Annotated in this window: 19 protein-coding genes; 10 read left to right on the top strand and 9 right to left on the bottom strand. The window is 66.8% G+C overall.

Going from position 1 to position 23,168, the window contains the following annotated elements; translation table 11 throughout:
- Positions 1 to 12 precede the first annotated feature (12 nt).
- Positions 13 to 1,122 carry an S-(hydroxymethyl)glutathione dehydrogenase/class III alcohol dehydrogenase gene (locus H4P35_RS01500; protein WP_056319378.1) on the top strand — a complete coding sequence of 370 codons (1,110 nt, stop codon included), beginning with the start codon at positions 13 to 15 and terminating at the stop codon, positions 1,120 to 1,122.
- Here the strand turns inward: H4P35_RS01500 and H4P35_RS01495 are convergent.
- The gene (locus H4P35_RS01495; RefSeq protein WP_226847782.1) at positions 1,061 to 2,236 is read right to left on the bottom strand and encodes a glycosyltransferase; all 1,176 of its coding nucleotides are present in this window, start codon (positions 2,234 to 2,236) and stop codon (positions 1,061 to 1,063) included. The two genes, H4P35_RS01500 and H4P35_RS01495, sit on opposite strands and share 62 nt — an antisense overlap.
- Complete coding sequence (locus H4P35_RS01490) at positions 2,233 to 3,231, bottom strand: hypothetical protein (RefSeq protein ID WP_226847781.1); 999 nt, start codon at positions 3,229 to 3,231, stop codon at positions 2,233 to 2,235. The genes H4P35_RS01495 and H4P35_RS01490 overlap by 4 nt, the downstream gene beginning before the upstream one ends.
- 339 nt (positions 3,232 to 3,570) lie before the next feature.
- On the opposite strand from H4P35_RS01490, the gene H4P35_RS01485 reads away from it, so the two are divergent.
- From H4P35_RS01485 to H4P35_RS01475, 3 genes are all read left to right on the top strand, one after another.
- Positions 3,571 to 4,680, top strand: a complete 1,110-nt coding sequence (locus H4P35_RS01485) for a YcjF family protein (protein ID WP_056319383.1) — start codon at positions 3,571 to 3,573, stop codon at positions 4,678 to 4,680.
- Between the two features lie 187 nt (positions 4,681 to 4,867).
- Positions 4,868 to 6,964: a bifunctional diguanylate cyclase/phosphodiesterase gene (locus H4P35_RS01480; RefSeq protein ID WP_226847780.1), complete on the top strand. Its 2,097-nt coding sequence runs from the start codon at positions 4,868 to 4,870 to the stop codon at positions 6,962 to 6,964.
- Between the two features lie 105 nt (positions 6,965 to 7,069).
- A complete protein-coding gene (locus tag H4P35_RS01475) occupies positions 7,070 to 7,282 on the top strand; it encodes a DUF1059 domain-containing protein (protein WP_056319388.1) in 213 nt (70 codons plus the stop codon).
- Between the two features lie 94 nt (positions 7,283 to 7,376).
- Here H4P35_RS01475 and H4P35_RS01470 read toward each other — a convergent pair whose 3' ends face one another.
- Positions 7,377 to 10,763 carry a TM0106 family RecB-like putative nuclease gene (locus H4P35_RS01470; RefSeq protein WP_226847779.1) on the bottom strand — a complete coding sequence of 1,129 codons (3,387 nt, stop codon included), beginning with the start codon at positions 10,761 to 10,763 and terminating at the stop codon, positions 7,377 to 7,379.
- 261 nt (positions 10,764 to 11,024) lie between these two features.
- On the opposite strand from H4P35_RS01470, the gene H4P35_RS01465 reads away from it, so the two are divergent.
- A complete protein-coding gene (locus H4P35_RS01465) occupies positions 11,025 to 11,801 on the top strand; it encodes a Sir2 family NAD-dependent protein deacetylase (protein WP_226847778.1) in 777 nt (258 codons plus the stop codon).
- An 11-nt stretch (positions 11,802 to 11,812) separates the two neighbouring features.
- Here H4P35_RS01465 and H4P35_RS01460 read toward each other — a convergent pair whose 3' ends face one another.
- The 3 genes from H4P35_RS01460 to H4P35_RS01450 form a co-directional block, all read right to left on the bottom strand.
- Complete coding sequence (locus H4P35_RS01460) at positions 11,813 to 12,406, bottom strand: YafY family protein (RefSeq protein ID WP_226847777.1); 594 nt, start codon at positions 12,404 to 12,406, stop codon at positions 11,813 to 11,815.
- 81 nt (positions 12,407 to 12,487) lie between these two features.
- Entirely contained in the window at positions 12,488 to 12,865 is a 378-nt protein-coding gene (locus H4P35_RS01455; protein WP_226847776.1) for a hypothetical protein, read from the bottom strand.
- A gap of 171 nt (positions 12,866 to 13,036) precedes the next feature.
- Positions 13,037 to 14,563 carry an EAL domain-containing protein gene (locus H4P35_RS01450; protein ID WP_226847775.1) on the bottom strand — a complete coding sequence of 509 codons (1,527 nt, stop codon included), beginning with the start codon at positions 14,561 to 14,563 and terminating at the stop codon, positions 13,037 to 13,039.
- A gap of 436 nt (positions 14,564 to 14,999) precedes the next feature.
- On the opposite strand from H4P35_RS01450, the gene H4P35_RS01445 reads away from it, so the two are divergent.
- The 3 genes from H4P35_RS01445 to H4P35_RS01435 all read left to right on the top strand — a co-directional run bounded on the left by H4P35_RS01445 (position 15,000) and on the right by H4P35_RS01435 (position 18,024).
- Positions 15,000 to 15,932 carry an N-carbamoyl-D-amino-acid hydrolase gene (locus H4P35_RS01445; protein WP_152385403.1) on the top strand — a complete coding sequence of 311 codons (933 nt, stop codon included), beginning with the start codon at positions 15,000 to 15,002 and terminating at the stop codon, positions 15,930 to 15,932.
- 131 nt (positions 15,933 to 16,063) lie between these two features.
- A complete protein-coding gene (locus tag H4P35_RS01440) occupies positions 16,064 to 16,999 on the top strand; it encodes an ornithine cyclodeaminase family protein (RefSeq protein WP_226847774.1) in 936 nt (311 codons plus the stop codon).
- A 44-nt stretch (positions 17,000 to 17,043) separates the two neighbouring features.
- Complete coding sequence (locus H4P35_RS01435) at positions 17,044 to 18,024, top strand: quinone oxidoreductase (protein ID WP_226847773.1); 981 nt, start codon at positions 17,044 to 17,046, stop codon at positions 18,022 to 18,024.
- 22 nt (positions 18,025 to 18,046) lie between these two features.
- Here the strand turns inward: H4P35_RS01435 and H4P35_RS01430 are convergent, their stop codons facing one another.
- On the bottom strand, positions 18,047 to 18,982 hold the full coding sequence (locus tag H4P35_RS01430) for a LysR family transcriptional regulator (protein ID WP_226847772.1): 936 nt from the start codon (positions 18,980 to 18,982) through the stop codon (positions 18,047 to 18,049).
- 96 nt (positions 18,983 to 19,078) lie between these two features.
- Here H4P35_RS01430 and H4P35_RS01425 point away from each other — a divergent pair, with 96 nt between their 5' ends.
- Positions 19,079 to 20,299 (top strand): MFS transporter, encoded by a 1,221-nt coding sequence (locus H4P35_RS01425; protein ID WP_152383194.1) that lies wholly within the window; start codon positions 19,079 to 19,081, stop codon positions 20,297 to 20,299.
- 30 nt (positions 20,300 to 20,329) lie between these two features.
- On the opposite strand, the gene H4P35_RS01420 is transcribed toward H4P35_RS01425, so the two are convergent.
- Positions 20,330 to 21,223, bottom strand: a complete 894-nt coding sequence (locus H4P35_RS01420) for a DUF4261 domain-containing protein (RefSeq protein ID WP_226847771.1) — start codon at positions 21,221 to 21,223, stop codon at positions 20,330 to 20,332.
- A 96-nt stretch (positions 21,224 to 21,319) separates the two neighbouring features.
- Positions 21,320 to 22,222: a LysR substrate-binding domain-containing protein gene (locus tag H4P35_RS01415; protein WP_226847770.1), complete on the bottom strand. Its 903-nt coding sequence runs from the start codon at positions 22,220 to 22,222 to the stop codon at positions 21,320 to 21,322.
- A 124-nt stretch (positions 22,223 to 22,346) separates the two neighbouring features.
- Between H4P35_RS01415 and dkgB the strand changes: the two genes are divergently transcribed.
- Positions 22,347 to 23,150 (top strand): 2,5-didehydrogluconate reductase DkgB, encoded by an 804-nt coding sequence (dkgB, locus tag H4P35_RS01410; protein ID WP_152383192.1) that lies wholly within the window; start codon positions 22,347 to 22,349, stop codon positions 23,148 to 23,150.
- The last annotated feature ends 18 nt before the right edge of the window (positions 23,151 to 23,168 follow it).

Here is a 23,168-nt window from a genome sequence, read left to right as displayed (position 1 = left end):
TGGAGCATCGTTATGAAATCACGCGCAGCAGTCGCATTCGGCCCCGGCAAGCCGCTGGAAATCGTTGAGATCGATGTCGCGCCCCCGCAGCGCGGCGAGGTGCTGGTCCAGATCACGCACACCGGCGTCTGCCATACCGACGCCTTCACGCTGAGCGGCGACGATCCCGAAGGCCTGTTCCCCGCCGTGCTGGGCCATGAAGGCGCGGGCGTGGTGGTGGAAGTGGGCGAAGGCGTGACCTCGCTGAAACCCGGCGACCACGTCATTCCGCTCTACACGGCCGAATGCCGCGAATGCAAATTCTGCCTGTCGGGCAAGACCAACCTGTGCCAGAAGGTGCGCGCCACGCAGGGCAAGGGCGTCATGCCGGACGGCACCTCGCGCTTCAGCTACGAAGGCAAGCCGCTTTATCACTACATGGGCTGCTCGACGTTCAGCGAATACACCGTCGTCAATGAGATCTCGCTGGCCAAGATCAACCCGGCCGCGCCGCATGAAAAGGTCTGCCTGCTGGGCTGCGGCGTGACGACCGGCATCGGTGCGGTGCACAACACCGCCAAGGTCAAGGAAGGCGACACGGTCGCCGTGTTCGGACTGGGCGGCATCGGCCTGGCGGTCATCCAGGGCGCGGTCCAGGCCAAGGCCGGCCGCATCATCGCGGTGGACACCAACCCGAACAAGTTCGTGCTGGCCAGCGCCATGGGCGCCACCGACTGCATCAACCCCAAGGACTACGACAAGCCCATCCAGGAAGTCATCGTCGAACTGACCGACGGCGGCGTGGACTTCTCGTTCGAGTGCATCGGCAACGTGCACGTGATGCGCGCCGCGCTGGAATGCTGCCACAAGGGCTGGGGCGAAAGCATCATCATCGGCGTGGCGGGCGCGGGCCAGGAAATCAGCACCCGCCCGTTCCAGCTGGTGACGGGCCGCGTGTGGCGCGGTTCAGCGTTCGGCGGCGTCAAGGGCCGCACGCAACTGCCCGGAATGGTGGAAGACGCCATGAGCGGCAAGATCGATCTCGACCCGTTCGTCACCCACACGCTGCCCCTGGACCGGATCAACGAAGCGTTCGATCTGATGCACGAAGGAAAGTCGATCCGGACGGTGATCCACTACTGACGTAGGCGTTCTCGCGGTAGACGCGTTCGGTATTGCCGACGAAGGTCGCCAGCGAAAACTCCTTGAGCGCCGTGCTGCGCGCATCCACGCCCATGGCGTGCAGCACGCCGCGGTTGGCCATGATGTCCGACAGCGTCCGGGCCACCGACTCCGGGGACCCGGGCGGCACCACCCAGCCGTTGCGGCCCTCGGTCACGTTCTCCGGCAGGCCGCCCACGCGGGTCACAATGACCGGCTTGCCCGCGGCCATCATCTCGCGGCAGGCGAACGAAATCGTCTCCAGCCGGGACGACAGCACAAAGCCCACGTCCAGCGCCGCCAGCACCGGCTCCACATTGTCGAGCAACCCGGTGAAGACCACCTGATCCTGCATACCCAGCGCGGCCACCTGGTCGAGCATGTCGTCGCCCGGCATCGCGCCGGCAATCAGGATGGCGACCTGCTCGCGCTGCGCGGCGGGCAGCAAGGACACGGCGGCCACCATGTCGATCCAGCTCTTGTAGTCCGCAGTGCCGGCGTTGCTGCCGACGACCAGCCGGTTGCGCAAGGCCGGCGGCAGGAAGCGCGCGCGCGCCTCGGCCTTTTCGGTGCGGCAGGCCGGGCGGTACTTCTCGGTATCGACCCCGTTGTGCACCACGCGCAGATCTTCATCGCGAAACACCGACTGCTTCATGCGCCGGAACGTGTGGCTGCACACGCAGATGACGCGATTGGTGGCCCACTTGGCGCGCAGGCGCGCGCCCAGGCTGCTGGCGCTGCGGTCGTTGTGCTGCGTGTAGACGATGAAGGGGCGCTTGTTTCCCATCCCCAATGTCGCCAGCATGCACAAGCGGTGATCGGCCGAGCCATTGACGTGGATGACGTCGAACTGTTCCTGGCGCACCAGGTTGCGCAGGCGGCGCAGCGCAGACAGCTGTTCGGCCAGCGTGCCCTTGAATTCGAGATCGATGGTGCGCAGGCCCGGCAGGGCCTCGGCCTCGGCCAGCAGCCGGCTCTTGCGCGGCGCACCGACCATGACCTGCGATTTCTGACACAGGATGCGCGCCAGCGACATGACGTAGGTCGTGTGCCCGCCGCCATCGCCCTGGTGGAAATTGGTATAGAGGATCTTCATGATTCGGGTCTCGTCGGCGGTTGCGTGGCGGGGTCGAGCAGACAGCTCCAATGCCGCTTTTCAAAAATGTCGTCGCCCAGCCGGCTGAGCAGCGACAGGTTGTAGACCTGGATGCCGCGCGCGCGCAGCAGCTTGGCGGCCTGCCGGAACGCCGGCTCGATGTGGCCGGCAAACTGGCGGTCCAGCGCGGTGGGCAGTTGTGCGCCGGCTTGTTCGTAGAAGCGCGGGCCTGCGGTGGCCGTCAGGTCCAGCCCATGCAGAAACACCGTCCGGGCGCCCAGCCACGCCAGCAATTGCAGGGACGTGTAGGCCACCGTGCCGCCGCCGAACAGGCCGCGTGCCGCGTTCAGGCTGAAGCCATGGGCGTGCATCGGATGATGCGCATCGAACAGCACCAGTTCCGGGTCGCCGGCCAACTGCGCCTGCAGCGCCTGCGGCGATGCGCGCGGCTGCTGGGCGCGCTGATGCACTTCCTCGAAAAGCGCGATGCGGCAGCGAACAGCCCGATGGTCGAACAGCAATGCGATCCAGCGGTACACCTCCGGCGTCACGAAAAGCACCAGATCCTGGTCCAGCACCTGCGCCACGAGGTCGCGGCGCTTCTTGACGAATCCAGCGTCCAGCATGGCGTAGTAATGAAAGCGCAGCGCCGGATGCCGGGCGCGCAAGGCGATCGAGCCGTTCACGCCCATGACGGTCCGCATACGGCATTGCGCGTAATCGATCTGCGCGACCGATGGGCCGCTGAGAATCAGATGGGCATCGCCGCCGAGGCCGCGTGGCAATTGGTCCAGTGAAACAGTTGCCGGCCCGCGCACCCCATGCAGGTTGCAGCCGGTCAGGCGGTCGGGGCCATCGCGCCGCACCGTGACAAACGGCCAGAGCGTCTCGTTGTGGCGATGCGCCTTGGACCGCGTGACGCGATACAGGTAGCGCAGGCCCTTGGTAAGGGGTCGAGAGCGCAGCAAGCGGGGAACGAGCGCAAGACGGGGCATGTGGATTGCGCGGGTACCGCGGCGTAGCCTGACAACGGCCTGATTCTACGAAGCGCACTGCCCAAAATCGCGAGGGGATTATGTGAGATGTAACCCTTTGATGAGGCGAACAATCCGCCCCCGAATTTGCGTGATCCTTCGGGGACCGGCGCCTGACTTTCATCATATGGAAAACCGCCCGTCCGTCCGTGAGGACACGCCCTCCGGCGCCTCTCGCGGCGTCCTGCCAACGGTGTCCCCCAGACAGACGAGGCGTTTTCACCCGATTACGTTTTGCGCCAAAGAAGTCATCCTCTGATATCGTTCCGGCATCTTCCCTAGCCTGCCACGCCCCCTTTGATGAGCGCCATCCGCCCCGACCACCCCGACCTGCAAGACGCCATCGCCGATGCGATCAGCACTGCCACGCGCGGCGCCGGGCGTGTCAACATCCTGGTCGCCGGCAAGACGGGCGTCGGCAAGAGCACACTGATCAACGCCGTGTTCCGCGGCGATCTGGCCAGGACGGGCGCGGGCAAGCCGGTCACCCAGACCATTCAGGAATTCACCCGGCCGGGGCATCCGCTCACCATCATCGATACCCGCGGGCTGGAAGTCGCCGACTACGCGCGCTCGCGCGAACAGCTTGCCGAACTGATCGAAGAGCGGTCGGCGTCGGACGACCAGGACCGGCACCTGCATGTGGCCTGGCTCTGCATCCAGGACAGCAGCCACCGCGTCGAGGACGCGGAAATCGAACTGTGCGACATGCTGGACAAGGCCGGCATCCCTGTCGTTGCCGTGCTGACCAAGGCGCGCAAGAACAGTCCCTTCCTGGAAGAGGCCCGCAAACTGCTGCCCCGCGCCCGGCAGGTTGTAGCGGTCCGCGCACTGCCCGAATGGATCGAGGAACTGGACGCCGAATTGCCACCCATGGGGCTGGACCGGCTGATCGAGGTGACGGCCGAGCACGTGCCCGAGGCCCAGCAGCGCGCCTATGCCAACGCGCTATCCACGCGCAACAAGAAGGCCCTGGAAGTAAAAAAAAAGCGGGCTGAGATCGAGGTGAACGTGGCCGCGGGCCTGGCCGCATCGGCCGCCGCCGCGCCCATTCCGTTCTCGGACGCCTTTGCGCTGGTGCCGATCCAGGTCGGCATGATCGCCAAGATCGGCATCACCTTCGGCATGGAACTGAACACCACCGCGATCACCACGCTGGTCACGTCCACGCTGGGCGCCTCGGCCGCCACGCTCATCGGGCGCTCGGTGGTGTCGGGCATGCTGAAGTTCATCCCGGGCGCAGGCAGCGCGGTGGGCGGCACCATCGCGGCCACCACGGCCGGCGCCATCACCAAGCTGCTGGGCAATGCCTACATCGCGGTGCTGCACGACTTCTGCCTGAAGCACCCAGGCAAGGACATCGACGTTCCGATGATCGCGCAGGCGCTCAAGCAACGCGTCAAATTCTGATCGCGCGGCGATGCAATGAAATGAGATTGAGCGCCAAAATTCGATTGATTGTTCTTTTTGGTGACAGCGCGGTTAATACTGGCGCCCTCACGACGTAAATCTAGTCACCACTCCCATTCTTTCAGGGCAGATCCGCCCACGCGCGTTGCCGCAACGCGGCCCGTGTGCGCAAAGCCCGCCGCATCCCATGAACTTCGCCAATTCCGACGTCATGTACCGCCATCTGGTGCAAGGCGTCGTCGACTACGCCATCTACATGCTCAACCCGGATGGCACGGTCGCCAACTGGAACGCCGGCGCGCAACGCGCCAAGGGCTACACCGCCGACGAAATCGTCGGCCGGCACTTTTCCTGCTTCTATACCGAGGAAGACCGGACGCGTGGCGTGCCGCAGCGCGGCCTGGCCACCGCGCGGGAATCCGGCAAGTTCGAAGCCGAGGGCTGGCGCGTGCGCAAGGACGGCACGCTGTTCTGGGCGCACGTCGTCATCGATGCCATCCATGACGATACGGGCACGCTGATCGGCTTTGCCAAGGTCACGCGCGACAACACCGAGCGGCGCGAACGCGAACAGCAGCTGCTCAAAGCCAAGCAACTGGCCGAGCACTACAACAGCGAGCTCACGTCCATGTCGACGTTCCTGCAGGCGGTGGTGTCGCACATCCCCTCCTGCGTGCTGGTGCTGGATGCGGTGTCGCGCCAGTTCCTGCTGGCGAACCGGCAGGCCGAAGAGACCTTTGGCGGCAGCCCTGGCGGCCTGAAAGGCAAGACCGCGCAGCAATGCCTGCCCGAGCTGGTGTGCGCGTTCTTCGACCGCCTGACCAACGACGCGCTGCGTTCGGACGGCGCCATGCGCGAAGAGGAAGAGGAGTTGGCCACGGCGCGCGGGCCGCGCACGTTGCACACCAAGACCCTGGCCTTTCACAGCACGGACCCGCGTTCCCGCTATGTCCTGCTCATCGCGGACGACGTCACCGACGAGAACGCCGCCCACGCACAGGTGCGCTACATGGCGCACCACGACACGCTGACGGGCATGCCCAACCGCCGGCTGTTCCGCGACCGGCTGCTGAGCGCGCTGGGGTCGAGCCGCGACCGGTCGACCGCCGTGCTGTGCCTGGACCTGGACAACTTCAAGAGCGTGAACGACACGCTGGGCCATCAATCCGGCGACGAACTGCTGCGCCTGCTGGCCAAGCGCCTGCCGCGGCACCTGCGCGAACAGGACACGCTGGCGCGCCTGGGCGGCGACGAATTCGCCATCGTGCTGCCCAACATCGCGGAACAGGACGACGTGCGCAAGCTGGCCGAGCGCCTGATCGAGGCCGTGCGCCAACCCTTCGAGATCGCCGGCCACACGGTTCCCGTCAGCGTGAGCATCGGCATCGCGATCTCCGAGTCGCAGTCGCTGTCGGCCGACCACCTGCTGCGCTATGCGGACATGGCGCTGTACGAGGCCAAGCGCAATGGCCGCAACTGCCTTGCGTTCTTCGAGCCCGCCATGGAGGCGGCCGCGCTGCGGCGCCACGAGGTCGAGATGGACCTGCGCCAGGCGATCATCTCGCAACAGCTGCAGTTGTATTACCAGCCCATCATGGACGTGAGCCACGTGCGCATCGTGGGCCGCGAGGCGCTGATGCGCTGGCAGCACCCGGAAAAGGGCCTCATCATGCCGCAGGACTTCATTCCCATCGCGGAAGAAACCGGGCTCATCCACGAACTGGGCGCGTTCACGTTGCACGAGGCGTGTCTGGAGGCCACGCGCTGGGACGACCACGAAACCGTGGCGGTCAATTTGTCTGCCAGCCAGTTCACCAACGGCGCGCTGGTGTCGCTGGTGGAATCGGCGCTCGCCAAATCCGGCTTGCCCGCCCGCCGCCTGGAACTGGAGATCACCGAATCGGTGCTGCTCACCAATTCTTCCGGCAACCTGGATACGTTGCACCGCCTGAAGGAGCTGGGCGTCAAGGTGGCGCTGGACGACTTTGGAACCGGCTATTCGTCGCTGGGCTACCTGCGCACCTTCGAGTTCGACAAGATCAAGATCGACAAGTCGTTCACGCAGGATGTCGAATCCAGCCGCGAGGCGCTGGCCATCATCCGCGCCATCAATGGCATCGGCCGCAGCCTGGACATCCCCACGACGGCCGAGGGTGTGGAAACACCGGAGCAGTTGCAACGGCTGACGGCGGAAGGCTGCTCGCACTTTCAGGGATATCTGCTGGGCCGTCCCGTGTCGCACGGCGACACGCACACCGGCCCGGCACAGACCTATACTTCCTAGACACCGGCCGCGATGCGACGCGCCATCGCGCCGGCGCAGTGCGCCTGGCGCGTCTGCTGTTCCAACACGCAGCCCCTTTGCGGGACATGCGAGAAGGAGAGCCTCATGACACGCAAGTACATCGATTGCCGCGAGTATCCGAGCGAGATGAACTGCTCGGTGGCCTTGTCTGCGGACTCGGACGAGGAACTGCTCGAAGCCGCGGTGCAGCACGCCACCACGGTGCACAAGCACGCTGACTCGCCTGAACTGCGCACGCAGCTCAAGTCTCTTTTCCACCACGGCACGCCGCCTGTCGAAGCGCCCCGCCGGGGCTGACGTCGCGCGCTGTTCGGGCCCTGCCGGCTGGGCGGTTTGCCCTGCCGTCAAGGCCCGCCCTTCCCAGGCAAGCCCCGACACTTGGACCGGCGCGTTACCCCGCCTGACCGGCCTCGGCGACCCAGCACAGCGTGTTGACCAGCGCCATCTGCTCGGGCGTCTGGCATCGCACGGACAGCAAGGCGGGGCTGGCGACCAGGATCGCCAGCGACTTGGCCCGCGATACCGCCACATTCAGCCGGTTCCTGCTGAACAGGAATTCCATGTCGCGCGGCATGGTCTCGCCGCTGGAGGTGGCCATGGAAATGATCACCACCTGCGCCTCCTGGCCCTGGAACTTGTCGACGGTGCCCACCCGCGCGCCCTCGGGCAGCGCCTGCCGCAACGTATTGACCTGCACGTTGTACGGCGCCACCACCAGCACGTCGTCGGGCGTGATGGGCACCGCGCGGCCCGTCTTGTCCAGATAACGCTGGCGCATCAGGCTGCCATACAGCGCGGCGACTTCGCGCGCTTCCTCGTCGCTGGACTGCGCATTGCCCTCGTGCACGACCGGCACGTACCGGATGCCGCTGGCGGCCAGTGCGTCCGCGGCGTCCGCGCCCAGCACCAGGCCCTGCCCGGCCGCCGATTCCGCGGCGCGCAGCCGGCCGTCGTAGATGGCGTCCGAAATGAAACCGCAGATCGCCGGGTGCATGCGGTACGAGGTGTCCAGGAAGATGCCGCGATCGGCCGCGATGGTGGCATGGCCGTTCAGCAGGTATTCCAGCGTGGATTCGCCCGAGCGGCCGGGATGCGTGCCCTTGGTCGGCTGGCCCAGCTGCATCTGGTCGCCCAGCAGCACGATGTTGCGCGCGCATTGGCCCAGCGCCACCAGGTTCGCCAGGCTGACCTGGCCTGCCTCGTCCACGAACAGGTAATCGAACTGCTGCTGAAAATCGGCCCGGCTAAAGAGCCACGCCGTGCCTGCCACCAGCTGGTGGCGCGACAGGTCGATCTTGTCGTTGGCAAAGACGTCTTCGATGAATTCGCCGTTGAAACAGGAATCGTCGCCTTCCTTGCCCGACTTCTTCGCGCCCGTGAACGCCAGCCCCGCCTCGCGCGCCGCCTTTTCCAGGCCGGCGAGCAGGTTGTTGATGGCATGGTGGCTGTTGGACGTGACAGCGATGCGCTTGCCCTGGCGCAGCAAGTGCACCAGCACGCGCGACCCGGTGTAGGTCTTGCCCGCCCCCGGCGGCCCCTGCAGGAACAGCGTGGTCTCGTCCATGCGGCCGACGATGTCCACGACCTGGTCAACCAGGTTCGTGCCCGGATCGGCCAGCGGGGCGCCGGGCGCCACGCCGGCGATGCGCGGCGGTTCATGCCGCAGCAGCGCGTCCACCGCCCGGAACGGCGTGCTGGCGCCATCGGCCGACGCCAGCAGCGCATCGCCATAGCGGAACATGGCATTGGCCAGTTCGTCGATGCTGACCGGCCTGCCCGGCCCAAGCGACAGGCGCTGCGGCGGCGCGGCCTTGCGCGACAGAGTGAAGGTGGCCACGCCGGCCCCCATGTCGACCGTCAACCGGCTGATGGCCGGTCCGCCGCGCACGTCCGTACAGGCCGATCCGGTGCGCAGCTTGGTCTGCTGCGCGGGGAAGCGATAGGTGTAGCGCAGCGATTGCGCCACGGGCTCGGGGGCCACGCTGTCGTCGCGCACCAGCCCGCCCAGGCATTCGTTGTCTTCCACCAGCTCGGCCTCGGTCGCCTGCATGCGGGCGAACATCGCCCACCACTCGGGCTTCTGCTCGCGGCGGTGAAAGTCCAGCAACTGGTAGACCAGCGCGCGATAGCGATCGCGGCCGGACCAGTCCGCTTCGTCGGCCGGCAAGGGCCCGAGCAGCGCGGCGCGATACGGCTCCAGACGCAGTTCGGCCTGAGTCTTTTCGCCGACCTGGAACCTGGCGGCATCGATCGCTTCCTGCGCATCGCGGCGGTTCGCCCAAGGCATGCCGTCAGGACGCAGCGCGCACAGCCAGTCGCGCAGCTTGTACGTGGACAGCACATCGTCGCGGTTGTAGTCCGCAATGTCCTGCAGCAATTGCGCCTCGCCCGTGCGCTTCCAGCGTTCGTAATAGACGATGCTGGCGCCGGCGTTGGTCACGCCGCCCTCGCGCTGCGGCAGGTAGAAGTGTTCGATATTCTTGATCGAATAGCCCGGCTCGGACACGCGCACGCCTTCGCGCACGACCTGGTACAGGTCCACCAGCTTGTTCATGCGCAGCAGGTTGTCGACTTCGGCCTCGCGGGTGGCGTGAACCGACATCAGCCGCTTGATTGCCGTCGCCTCGTAGGGCGCGTAGTGGTAGATGTGCGCCTCGGGATGGCGGTGCAGGCGCGCCACCACGAAGTCGATGAAGGCTTCGAACGCCTGCTTTTCTTCGCTGCGGTTGTGCGCCCAGAAAGGAACGAAGCGCTCCTGCCCGTCGTCGATGACGTACAGGCCAAACAGATATTCCAGCCCGCCTTCCTCAAGCGGATCGCCTTCCATGTCGAAGAACATGTCTCCCGGGTCCGGCTGCGACATGCGTTCGAAACCGCGCGGCGCGGCGTCATCCGGGTCTTTGGCGATGCGGTCCCAGTGACGCCCCCCGTCGATCCGGGCGCGCAACTGCAGCGCCGCCTGCGCCCGCAGCTTGTGCAGGATGGCGGGCTCCATGCGCGCCACGGCGGCGTCCGGCGCCAGCGTGCCCAGCTGCGCCAGCGTGCGGATGCCCTGGGCGTTCAGCTTGCGGATCTGCTGCCGCGTGATGTTGGCGACCAGCGACAGATGATCGTCCTGCACGCGGCGCGCCCTGCACAGCGGGTCCCAGCGGCACTGGGCGCATTTCTCGCAAGGGTCGGGATAGGTGGCCGCATCGCCACGCTTGTCCACGTGCGCCTCGAAACGGCGCATGACCTGGCGAAAATAATGCGCATAGTCGGCCACGCGCAGGGATACCTCGCGGCCGCTGCCCAGCACCACATGCATGTACAGCGGCGCCGCGCCCTGCTCCAGGCCCAGCAGCCACGAATAGAACGACAGCTGAATGGCGAATTTGGCGCGCGCCGAACGTGCCAGCTTGGTGTCGCTGGCCTCGTAGCTGTGGGCGCCCAGCCGCGACGGGAGCCCGGTCTTTTGCAGGAAGTCGGCATGGCCGATATACCGGCCGTGACGAAACGCCGCCTGGTAGATGACGTCGGCGCCCTCGGCCATTGCCTCGCGCGTGCGGGCCAGACGCGCGGCCAGTCCGTCGCCCGCCTCGCTCACATCGACGATCCGCCGTCCGCTGGCGCGCAGGCGTTCCAGATACGCGCGTTCGTGGTCCAACCCTTTTTGCTGGATCAGTTCGAGCTGTTCGTCCTCTTCTGCTTGCGGCAACGGGTCGTCCAGATTGATCAGATCCAGCGTGGTGAGGTGCTCGCATTCCAGGAACGCCACCAGGTCGGAAGCGGAAAACAAAAGGCGGTCGCCGTTTTTTTGCATGGTGCGGGAAGGAGCCGGTGCGATGGCGGAGGCCAAGAATAGCAAATGAAGCTGCGGCCATTATGCGGCCGCATAATCAAGTAATCGGCTGAAATACCGTCCCGAGTGATTCAACCCCTTTTTGTCCAAATACGCTCTCATAATCCGTTGTGTTTCAGAGAATGGAAGCGACATGCCTGGTTTGTTCGATACGATTATCTTCAGCCTTGATCGCACGGTATTTGACGGGCGGCTCGCATGAAACTTCGCACACTCGATATTCCCGATTCGCTCGTGCAACGGTTGCGCGACGCGCGCCTTGTCGTCGTGCTGACGGGATCGGGCCTGAACCCCGCCAGCCGTCTGCCGCAAAGCCGGGATGGCATGCGCGGGCTGTGGGCCCGCTACGACGCCGCGGCGCTCGCCACCGACGAGGGATTCCGCAGGGATCCGGCGCTGGTGTGGGCCTGGCACGAGGAACGGCGGCGCCGGGCGCTGGCCGCCACGCCCAACGCGGCGCACCGCGCGATTGCCGCGCTGGCCGAGCGCGTGCCCGGCACATTCGTGGTCACGCAGAACGGCGACACGTTGCACGAACGCGCGGGCAGCCCGCGCATCCTGCACCTGCAAGGCCGGTTCGACCAGCCGCGATGTTCGGCCTGCGCCATGCCCCATACGCTGACGGCGCCGCCGGATGCGCCCGCGCGGCATGGGCCGTATCCCCCCGCGCCCGCCTGCCGCATCTGCGGCGGCCTGGTGCGCCCGGGCCGGCTGTGGCACGGCGAGGCCCCCGCGCCCGCGGTGTGGCGGGTGGCCAAGGGACTGGCAGCCAACGCCGATCTGGTCCTGACGGCGGGCACGTCATGCCAGACGTCCGCGGCGGCCGAACTCTGCTACGAGGCGATGGGATACGGCGCGCAGCTTGTGCAAGTCAATCCCAACCCCACGATGCTCGATCGCGTGGCCAGTCACAGCATCAGGGGTCCGGCCGAAACGGTGCTGCCGCTGCTGCTGGCGCGCGCCTGGCCCGGATGATGCGAAGCGGGCTAGAGGTAACGGCGCGCCAGTTCGCGCGCCTCGTGGGCAAAGCGGTTGCGAATGGCTTCGGGTTCCAGCACCTCGATCGAGGACGCGTGGCCGTGCAGCAATTGCCACAGCATGACGGATGGGCGCACGGTGGCCGTCAGCATGAAACCGTGCTCGTCCTCTTCGATCTGCTGATCGCCCGACAGCCAGAACTCGCGCAGAGAATGGCGGCGCCGGCGGCCGTCGTCCATCATGGGTTCGGCGGCGTGCAGGCGGATCCGGGTTTCCTCGCCCGGATCGAAGTTCAAGGCTTCCTCGCGGCGCACGAAGTCCTGCAGGTCGAACGTGGGGTCCGGATCGGCCGGCTCGTCCAGCAGCCGCACCTCGGACAGCCTGTCCATGCGGAACAGGAATCGCCTGCCAGGCTGGCTCGGCCCCCACGCCACCATGTACAGCACGCCCGCGCGGTCGACCATCGCCAGCGGCGTCATCACGTAAAGGCGCTCGGCTGGCGTCTTCTCGCCAAAGGGGGTGTTGCGAAATGACAGTTTGCGGTTGTAGTACAGCGCGCCGCTGACCTGGCGGTAGACCTCGGCGGACACCGTGGGCAGCACGATGGGATGCGTGCCGTCGATACGCAGGATCTTGCGCGCCCAATCATGCGCCGGTCCGATCGCGGGCTGGGAGCGATGCGTTTACAGATATCGCCACGCGCTGTCGAAGGTGCCTTCCAGGTCGTCCAGCACGACGGCCGGCAGGTGGCGGTCGGCCACTTGCTTGAGCGCGCACATGGCCATCGCCATGTTGGCGTTCATGTTCTGGATGTGGAAATCGGTGCGCCGCAGGGTGCGGTACCAGAGCTTGCCGCGGGTGGCGCCCGCACTGCCGACGCAATCGAGCTTGAGCAGCGTGCGGCGGATCTGCTTGTCGCCCGGCGCGGGGTTCAGCAGCGTCGCGAGCCGGTTTCGGATTTCCGCCATGCCCATGCCCCTCTCCATCGCTTCGGCCTCTTCATCCTCGACATACGGCAGGATGCGCAGCAGGTTATCGACAAGCGTATGGTCCAGTCCCATGGCAGATACAACAAATTAACCCGTTAAACAACGCAGGCATTCTATCTGTAAAACCGCCCGTTAATAATTTTGTGCGGTAAAGATAATGCCGGTGGCGCGCTAGGACGGGCTTCGGATTATGCCGGCTGTGCGCAAAATAAAATAGACATTCGACAACCTGCCGCCAGCCTGTCACTCGGCGACGATGTCGCTCAAGGGCACCGGCCGGCCGAACAGCCAGCCTTGGCCCACCGCCGCGGGCTGGCGCGCAAGCAGATAGCTGGCCTGCGCTTCGGTTTCGATGCCCTCAATGATGAGGTTGATGCCCAGCTCGCGCGAGATGGCAATCACGTGGTCCACGATCAGGGTGCCCGCTTCCTCCTCGCCGATGGCGCTGGTGAAGCTGCGGTCCAGCTTGATCGCGTCGGCCTGCAGTTCGGCCAGGTAGTTCAGGTTTGAATGACCCGTGCCGAAATCGTCGATGAATACCTTGAAGCCCTTGCCGCGCAATGCCTTGACCATCGCCAGCACATGGCCGTCGGACAACGGCGTGCCCTCGGTAATTTCCAGCGCCACATTGGCGGGCATCAGACCGCGCTCGCTGACCGCGTCCATCAGGAAGTTGCGGTAGCCCGCGTCCTTCAGGTCCGCCGCCGACACGTTGATGCTGACGTAGAGCGCGGGGTTGTCCCGCAGGCGTTCGTGCAGATCGCGCAGCGCCTGTGACGTCACCAGCCGCGACAGCGCGCGGCCCAGTCCCATCGCCTCGGCCAGCGGCACGAACAGGATCGGCGAGACGTCGCGGCCGCGGGCGCGCCAACGGGCAAGCGCCTCGAAGCCGGCCAGTTGCCGCGTGGCGAGCTGGCGCAGCGGCTGGTAGTGGACCTGGATGTCGCCGGCCAGGATGGCCTTGCGCAGCTCGGTCCGGGCGCTGCCCGCGTGCAGGCGCCACATGACGCAAAGGCCGGCCAGAAAGGCAAGCGCCAGGGCGCCGACGACCGACATCACCATCGCGGGAAGCTGGAACCAGGCGTCGGACCGCAGCCGGGACACGACGCAGATATCCGGGCCGCCATCCGGCGCGCACAGCCAGGCGCGGCGCTCGGGCGCGAAGCCGAGACCGTCGCCGGCATCCCCATCGGCGGGCACGTCCAGATCGTGCGCGCGGCCGAAGCGCCGGTACACGTGGCTGCCGTCACGCGTCACGATTTTGGCGTCGATGCCCGAGCCCGGTTCGGGAAAACCGTCGAACGCGCCCGGCGCCGTGAACACGATGACGTCGCGCAGTGAAGCCATGTCGCCGATGATGCGGCGGTCGACGATATTGGCCGCGCCCACCCAGAGCTGCAGTCCGCTGGACACCGTGAACGCCGGCGGCGGCAGGGCCAGCGGCTCGGGCAGCTTGCCCCAGGCGGCCGAGCAACGCAGCATGCCGCCCAGCGTGCGGCCGATGTCGCGGATGTAGGTGGAATTAAAGAGCAGCACGCGCAGGGTCGCCACGTCCGACTCCGAACACAGGGCGCCGCCCTGCGTGGCCGCGGCCATGAGGCGATGGCTTTCCTGCGCCACGCGCAGCGCGTGCGCCAGCAACCGGGCGTTATGCCCGGCAAGCCTGTCGTCGGCCTGGTTCAGCTCGATCTGGCGTCCAGCCAGCACCCCCGCGAGGAATCCAAGCGCCGACAACAACAACACGAAAGCCGCAATTCTGGGACGTGACATGGGGACCGGTGACACATGGGCGGCGCGTGGTGAGTCATTCTGCGCGTAAGGCAATGTAACCGAAGATTCACATCCTTAAACGGGAAATTCACCCCTGCGGACCCGTCAATTGTGGCTTTCGAAACGGCCCCCGCCCCACACGCCGCCCTCGCCAGAATCCCGGTCTGCGTGGCTTGGCGGCCCCTTCTACGGGGAAACCCGATATCAGAATTTGCGCGACGCCCATGATCCCGCGTTATGCACAGGTACGGACCTGCCCGCGGCCATGCCGAAATTTTCCAGGCAGATCAACGGGTTGCATCGGCGCCCGCGGCCGGCTGCGCGCGCCCCGCGCGCGCTCGGGCGCGGTATCGGATCGGCTCGGACCCGGGCATGCTTGCCGCCTTCGGCCTTTCTTCTGGAGATTTCTGTGACCCCCTCTTCCCCGTCCCGCAAAATGGGCCTGGCCGTCGCTCAGATGGGCGCCGTCAATCTTGCCGATTCCCGCGCGGCGGTCGTGCGCCGTCTCGTCGAGATGATGCGCGAAGCTGCCGCCCGCCAGGCGGAATTCGTCGTGTTTCCCGAGCTGGCGCTGACGACGTTCTTTCCCCGCTACTGGATGGACGACGCCGAGGCGGTGGAGCGCTACTTCGAGAAGAGCATGCCCAACGCCGACGTGCAGCCGCTGTTCGACACGGCGCGCGAGCTGGGCATCGGCTTTTACCTGGGCTATGCCGAACTGACGCCGCAAGGCCGCCAGTTCAACACCGCGATCCTCGTGGACCGCAGCGCCAAAATCATCGGCAAGTACCGCAAGATCCACCTGCCGGGCCACTCGGACCACAAACCCGACGCCCCCTTCCAGCATCTGGAAAAGAAGTTCTTCGAAGTCGGCGACCTGGGCTTTGGCGTTTGGGAAACCAACGACGTGAAGATCGGCATGTGCCTGTGCAATGACCGGCGCTGGCCCGAGACCTACCGCGTCATGTCGCTGCAAAGCGCCGAGCTGATCGTGCTGGGCTACAACACGCCGTCGTTGAACATTCACTGGAACGAGCCCGCGCACCTGCGCACCACCACGCACGAGATCGTGCTGCAGGCCAGCGCCTACCAGAACGCGGTGTGGATCGGCGCGGCCGCCAAGTGCGGCTTCGAAGACGGTCATCACATGATCGGCAGCTCGATGATCGTGGCGCCGTCCGGCGAGATCGTGGCCCGCGCAAGCGGCGAGGAAGACGAGGTGATCACCGCCCGCATCGATCTCGCGCTGGGCCAGACGTTCCGCGACCACGTCTTCAATTTCGCCAAGCATCGCAGCCCGCATCACTACAAGCTCATCGTCGAGCGCACCGGCGCGGGCGACCCGCTGCCGCGGCCCGACGCCGACTGAGGCCGAGAGCGGCTTGCCCTACCCGAGATTGCCCGCGCCACCGCGGGCAATTTCTTTTGGATGCCGCCGCCTTCGCGCTGCTAGACTGCCCGGTGGCCCCTTGATTGACCGACCATGCAGGCAACGATCCGATGCGCTTAATCGACACCGAGCAGACCCGCAACGCCCTGTCCTTCGACACCGTCATTCCCGCCCTGCGGGACGCCTTCCGCGAAGGCGCCACGGTGCCCGCCCGCCACGTCCACGCCATCCAGTCCGGCAATGCGCACGGCACCTCGCTCATCATGCCCGCGTGGAGCGAACGCGGATATTTCGGCGTGAAGATCATCAACATCTTCCCTGACAACACGCATCATGGCCTGCCCGGCCTGCACGCCACCTACAACCTGTACAGCGCCAGGACGGGCGTGCCGGTCGCGCACGTGGACGGCGACATCGTCACGGTGTACCGCACCGCCGGCGCCGCCGCGCTGGGCGCGGACTACCTTGCCCGCGCCAATGCCCGCACGCTGCTCATCGTGGGTTCCGGACGCATTGCGGGACTGGTGGCGCAGGCCATGCGCACGGTACGCCCGATCGAACGCGTGCTGGTCTGGAACGTGCGGGCGGCGGGGGCCGAGGCGCTGGCGGCCCGCCTGCGCGGCGAGGGCTTCGATGCGCAAGCCATGACAGACCTTCAGGCCGCCACCGGCCAGGCCGACATCGTCAGCTGCGCCACGCTGTCCACCGAACCGCTCATCCGAGGCGCGTGGCTGCGGCCCGGCACGCACCTGGACCTGATCGGCAGCTTCAAGCCCGAGATGCGCGAGACCGACCCGGCCTGCTTTGACGGCACCACGGTCTACGTGGACACCGACGAAGCGCCCACCAAGTCCGGCGACCTGCTGTCGGCGTTCGAGGCCGGCGTGCTGACGCGCGAGGGCATCGCCGGCAATCTGCACCAGCTGGCCGCCGGCGAACGTCCGGGCCGAAGCAACGATCAGGAAATCACGGTGTTCAAGGCCGTGGGCAGCGCGCTGGAAGACCTGACGCTGGCGACGCTGGTGTACGAAGCCGTGAAGGACTGAAAGCCGGGCCCGCCGGCCCGCCAAAACCCCCAAGGAGACAACGCATGACGCAGGCACGTTCCATCCAGTTGACCGAATTTGGCGGCCCGGAAGTCATGCGGCTCGTCGACACCGCGCTGCCGCCCCCTGGGCCCGGCGAAGCGCAGCTGCGCCAGACGGCCATCGGTTTCAACTACATCGACATCTACCAGCGCGCGGGCAAGTATCCGCTGCCCACGCCCACGGGGCTGGGCCATGAAGCGGCCGGCGTGATCGAGGCGGTGGGCGAAGGCGTGACGGACCTGCGCGTGGGCGACCATGTGATCTACATGAACGCCGGCGTGGGCGCGTACGCCGACCGGCGCAACGTGCCGGCCGCGAAACTGGTGAAGATCCCGGCGGGCATCTCCGACGAGGACGCCGCGGCCGTCTTCTTCAAGGCCATGACGGCGCAATACCTGGTCAAGAAGACCTGCGCGGTCCAGCCCGGCGACATCGTGCTGGTGCATGCCGCCGCCGGCGGGGTGGGTCAGATCCTGAGCGGCTGGGCGCATGCGCTGGGCGCCACCGTCATCGGCACGGCCGGCTCCGCCGCCAAATGCGACGTGGCCCGCGCGGCCGGCTGCGATGCCGCCGTCGACTACTCGCAGGACGACTGGGTCCAGCAGGTGATCGCGGCCACAGGCGGCAGGAAGGCGCGCGTCGTCTATGACTCGGTGGCCCGCCACACGTTCATGGGATCGCTGGACTGCGCGGCGCCGTTCGGCATGGTCGTGCTGTTCGGCGCGGCCTCCGGCCCGGCGCCGGCCATCGACCCCGAACTGCTGAACAAGAAAGGGTGCCTGTTCCTGACGCGTCCGTCCGTGTTTCCGCACAACGCGGATACGCAGACATTCCGCGCCAATGCGGCGGACGTCTTTGACGCCATGCGAAGCGGCGCGGTCCGCGCGGCCATCGGTGCCCGCTACGACCTGACGCAGATCCAGGACGCGCATCGCGCCGCCGAGCGCCGCGCCGTCACCGGCGCCATCGTCATCACGCCCTGACCGGCAGGCGCGAGGGCCGGCGTCAGTGTCCGGCCAGCTCCATCGGCAGATGCTCGCGCATGATCTCGATGAAGCGCCGCAGCCGCGCCGGCTGAAAGCGCGACGGTGCATAGACCAGAAACACGGGCAGGGCATCGGCGCGCCATTGCGGCGCCAGGTGCACGAGGCGGCCGGCAGCCAGATCGTCCTGCATGGCCCACGCGGATCCCAAGGCGACGCCCAGCCCCTGAATGGCCGAATTACGCAGCGCGTGCAGGCCGTCGGTGGACAGGCGCGGCTGGATATCGAAGCTTTGCCTGTCGCCGCTGCCGCAATGCGTCAGGGTCACCTCGGTGCGATAGAAGGTGCGCAGCGCCAGCCACGGCAGTCGCGCCAGTTCCGGCGGATCCTGCGGCACGGGCCCGCCGGCAAGCAGGTCCGGCGAGGCCACGACGATGCGCGGCACCTCGCCCAGCTTCACGGCGACCACCGACGGATCCGTCACGGCCCCGACCCGGATCGCGCAATCGACGTTTTCGGCGATCAGGTCCGGCATGCGGTCGTGCAGCAGCCATTCCACCCGCATGTTCGGATAGCGCTTCAGGTACTTGGCCAGCGGTTCGATGAACTGATCCTGGCCGAACACGTGCGGCGCCACCACGCGCAGCATGCCGGCGGGCTCGTCGCCCGCGCCGCGCACCTCGCTTTCGAATGATTGAAAGGTGGCGAGCAGCTCCTTGCCGCGTTCATAGCAGCGCTGCCCGTCTTCGGTCAGGCGGATGGCGTGGGTGGAGCGCTTGAGCAGCCGCACGCCCATCGTGCGTTCCAGCAATTGCAGCCGGCGGCTGACGGTGGGTTGCGTGCCGCCCATCTGGGCGGCGGCCGCCGACAAGCTGCCGGCCTCGACGATGCGCACGAAGGTTTCGATGAGCAGCATGCGGTCGGTGCCGGCGGCAACGGGGAGAGCGGGGGTGGTCATACGCCTATCGTATAACGGATGTACCCGAAGGTCGGCTACCAAAACCAGGGGTGAAAGCCCAGAATTTGCCCCGTACCAATGCCACCGGACACGACCATGTCATCCCCCATTTCCCACCCCTCCCTATCGCGCGGCCTGGTTTTCCTGCTGGCCGTGGGCGCCGGCCTGGGCGTCGCTTCCCTTTACTACAGCCAGCCGATGCTCGGCGTGCTGGGCGCGGACATCCACGCCAGCGCCGAGACGCTGGGCTGGATTCCGACGCTGACGCAGCTGGGCTACGCGTTCGGCATCCTGATGCTGGCGCCGTTGGGCGACCGGTATGACCGCAAGCGCATCATCCTGGTCAAGGCCGCCGTGCTGAGCCTGGCGCTGCTTCTGGCCGGCGCGTCGCCCACGATCGGCCTGCTGCTGGCCGCCAGCTTCGCCATCGGCCTGTCTGCCACGCTGGCCCAGGACATCGTGCCGGCCGCCGCCCACCTGGCGCCGGCCGAGCAGCGCGGCAAGATCGTCGGCACCGTCATGACGGGCCTCTTGCTGGGCATCCTGCTGTCGCGGGTGGTCAGCGGTTTCGTGGCCGAGCAGTTCGGCTGGCGCATGATGTTCGCGGCCGCCGCCGTCAGCATCGTGGCGCTGGGCGCAGCCCTGTGGCGCGGCCTGCCGCGTTTCGAACCGTCGACGCGGCTGGCCTACAGCGCGTTGCTGGGCTCGCTGCTGACGCTGTGGCGCCAGCATCCCGGCCTGCGCCGCGCCGCAACCGCGCAGGGCCTCTTGTCGCTGGGGTTCAGCGCCTTCTGGTCGACGCTGGCCGTGATGCTGCATGACGCGCCGTTCCACCTGGGCGCGGGCGCCGCCGGCGCGTTCGGCCTGGCTGGCGCCGCGGGCGCCCTGGCCGCGCCGCTGGCGGGCCGCGTGGCCGACACGCGGGGCCCGCTGGCCGTGGCCAGCCTGGGCGCCGGCCTGACGATGGTGTCGTTTGCCGCCATGATCTTCCTGCCCTTCCTGCCCCCGCACGCCGCGCTGTGGCTGATCGGCGGCGCCGCCGTCGGCTTCGACCTGGGCATCCAGACCTCGCTGATCGCGCATCAGAGCATCGTCTACGGCATCGACCCGGCCGCCCGCAGCCGCCTGAATGCCATCCTGATGACGGGCGTCTTCATCGGCATGGCCGCCGGCGGCGCACTGGGCAGCCTGGCGCTGGCCCACTGGGGCTGGACCGGCGTGACGCTGACCGCCGCCGGCGCCGCAGCCGCCGCCCTGGCCCTGCGCCTGTGGCCCGCCAATAACCGCAACGGCGAGGCCAGCCGCTACGCGGCGTAAGGATCACGGGCTGGCGCCGCTTCGCGGTGCTTAACCCGGCGTATTGATCTGGTCGGCCGAGATGATCTCGGCCACCAGCACCTGCCCCGGGCCGTCCAGGAAATATTCTTCCTTGGCCGGCTCGCGCAGCTTCATGTAGGCGTCCTCGCCAATCTGCATGGTGTGGCCCGCGGCCAGTTCGGCGCCGCTTTCCAGCATGTAGCTCATGATGTTGTTGAACGTCGTCGAGTAGACCTCGCCTTCGTCGTGCCCTGCCGCCAGCGCGGCGAAGTCCGGCAGGCCGAAGGCATCGCCGCCATACGTGCGCATCCATACGCCCTGCACGCCTTCGACTTCATACTTCACGAAACCGCAATACAGCATGTTCAGCGGCAGCGTGCGCAAGAGGTCCATGCTTTCCTCGCCCAGCGACTCGGCGGCGAACACGCCGGCCGGAAGCGATGTGTGCGCATGCTCGTTCAGGACCGCCAGCGCCTTGAAACCGGTCAATGCGCCGGCCACCGCCGCCAGCGCCACGTACTGCTCCAAGGGATCGGTTTCGAATCCCGCGTAATACAAGATGATGTGGCTGGCGTGGGCGCGGACCTCGTCCTTCATCGCGGCAGGATAGTGCGATGGCGCGACGCAGGTCTCGAGCGCATCCTTGGGATAGGGCGCATTGAAGCCCACCAGCCGCACGACGTGCTTGTCCCAGCCGGCCATGCCCAGGAATTCCGGCATGTCGGGCGCGATTTCCGCGCGCCCCTTGGCCATCGTCGGATGGTAGGCGCGCAGCGCATCGGCCAGCGCCGCCTCGGTGATCGCGAGCGGTTCGGCGAACAGGACCTGCAGGCTCAACGGCTGCGCAATGTCCGGGTTGGCCAACAGGGCGGCGGAATCGGCGGATTCCTCGTTGCGGCCGAAGAAGCGGGAGAAGATGCTCATACGTATCCAGGGTTCAACACAAAACGGGGACAGTATAAGGACGCGACCCACGCCTCTGCCGCCGGGGTCGCCATTGGATACATCTTCGTTGGTCCGCTATTCCTCTAAGCCGCGCGTACCCACCGTTTCGACCACAAAGTCGATGAAGGACTTGATGCGCGAGGAGATCGCCGTGTTCCGGTAGTACACCGCGTTGATCGGCTGCCGGACTTCAAGCAGCTGCTTCACGAAGAGCGGCTGCAGCGCGCCGCTTTTGCGGTCCGCGCGCGTCATGAAGTCGGACAGGCACACGATGCCGCCGTCGTTCAGCGCCAGCTGGCGCAGCGTCTCGCCGCTGTAGGCGCGCACCTGCGGTTTGACGTGCACTGGCTGCCCGTCGGCATCGAGCAGCGGCCATTCGTTCAACGCTTCCAGTTGCGCAAAGCCCAGCAACACGTGCGAGGCCAGGTCCGCCGCGCGGCGGGGCGTGCCGTGCCGCGCCAGATAACCCGGACTGGCCAGCACGCGCACCCGGCTCGTGCCCAAGGCCACCGCGTGCAGCGACGAGTCCTTCAATCGCCCGATCCGGAACGCCAGGTCGGTGCGCCGCTCCAGGAGGTCGATATTGCCTTCGTTGCTGGTCAGTTCCAGTTCCACCTGCGGATAGCGCGTGCGATAGGCCGGCGCCAGCGGCGCGATGACATGCAGCATGAAGGGCGAGGCCGCATCCACGCGCAAGAGGCCCGCGGGCTGGTTGCGCCGCAGGTTCATCAGCTCTTCGGCCTCCTCGACCGACGCAATGATGCGGCGCGCCTGCTCCAGGTAGGCCTTGCCTTCTTCGGTCAGCGCCAGACGCCGGGTCGTGCGCCGCATCAGCGTGGTCTGCAGCTTTTCCTCCAGGCGGCTCATCGTGCGGCTGGTGGCGGAAACGGTCTGGCCCAGCACCTCGGCGGCAGCGGTGATCGAGCCGCTGTCCACGATGGCGATGAAGACCTGCATTTCGTCGAGGGTGGTTTTCATAGTTGACGTTTTATCAAAAGTCTTTCGCCGATACCGGTATTTTTTTGCAAGGGTCCGGCAGGCACACTACCGCCATCCCCGGACCTCGCCGGTCCGGCCCCGTACATCCCCCCAGGAGTTTTCCATGCCCATTCCCGCCTTTGGCGTCGGCACCTTCCGCCTGCAAGGCCAGACCGTCATCGATTCCGTGCGCAACGCGCTGGACGTCGGCTACCGCGCGATCGACACGGCGCAGATCTACGAGAACGAGGCCGACGTCGGCCAGGCCATCGCGGAATCGAACGTGGCCCGCGCGGACCTCTACATCACCACCAAGATCTGGGTGCCCAACTACGCCAAGGACAAGCTGGTCCCCAGCCTGAAGGACAGCCTGGCCAAGCTGCGGACCGACTATGTGGACCTGACGCTGATCCATTGGCCCGCGCCGGACAACGGTGTGTCCGTCGACGAATTCATGACGGCGCTGGCCGAGGCCAAGGCGCAGGGCCTGACGCGCCAGATCGGGATTTCCAACTTTCCCATCGCCGAGACGCGGGCCGCCATCGCCGCCGTGGGCCGCGACCAGATCGCCACCAACCAGATCGAGCTCAGCCCCTACCTGCAGAATCGCAAGCTCACCGCGTTCCTGAAGGAAGCGGACATCCCGGTGACCTCGTACATGACGCTGGCCTACGGCAAGGTGCTCAAGGATCCGGTCATCGGCAAGATCGCGCAGCGCCACGCGGCCACGCCCGCGCAGGTCGCGCTGGCCTGGGCCTTGCAACTGGGTTATGCCGTGATCCCGTCCTCCACCAAGCGCGAAAACCTGGCCAGCAACCTGCTCGCCCAGGACCTGCGCCTGACGGACGAAGACATGGCGCAGATCGCCGCGCTGGAGCGCAACGGCCGCGAAGTCAGCCCGGACGGTCTGGCGGCGGACTGGGACTGAACCATCAGCACCGGCAAA

The organism is Achromobacter sp. 77 (assembly GCF_020541125.1).
GTDB classification, from domain to species: domain Bacteria; phylum Pseudomonadota; class Gammaproteobacteria; order Burkholderiales; family Burkholderiaceae_B; genus Achromobacter; species Achromobacter mucicolens.
The sequence above is the reverse complement of the archived record's forward strand: the minus strand, read 5'-3'. Positions and strand labels throughout refer to the sequence as shown.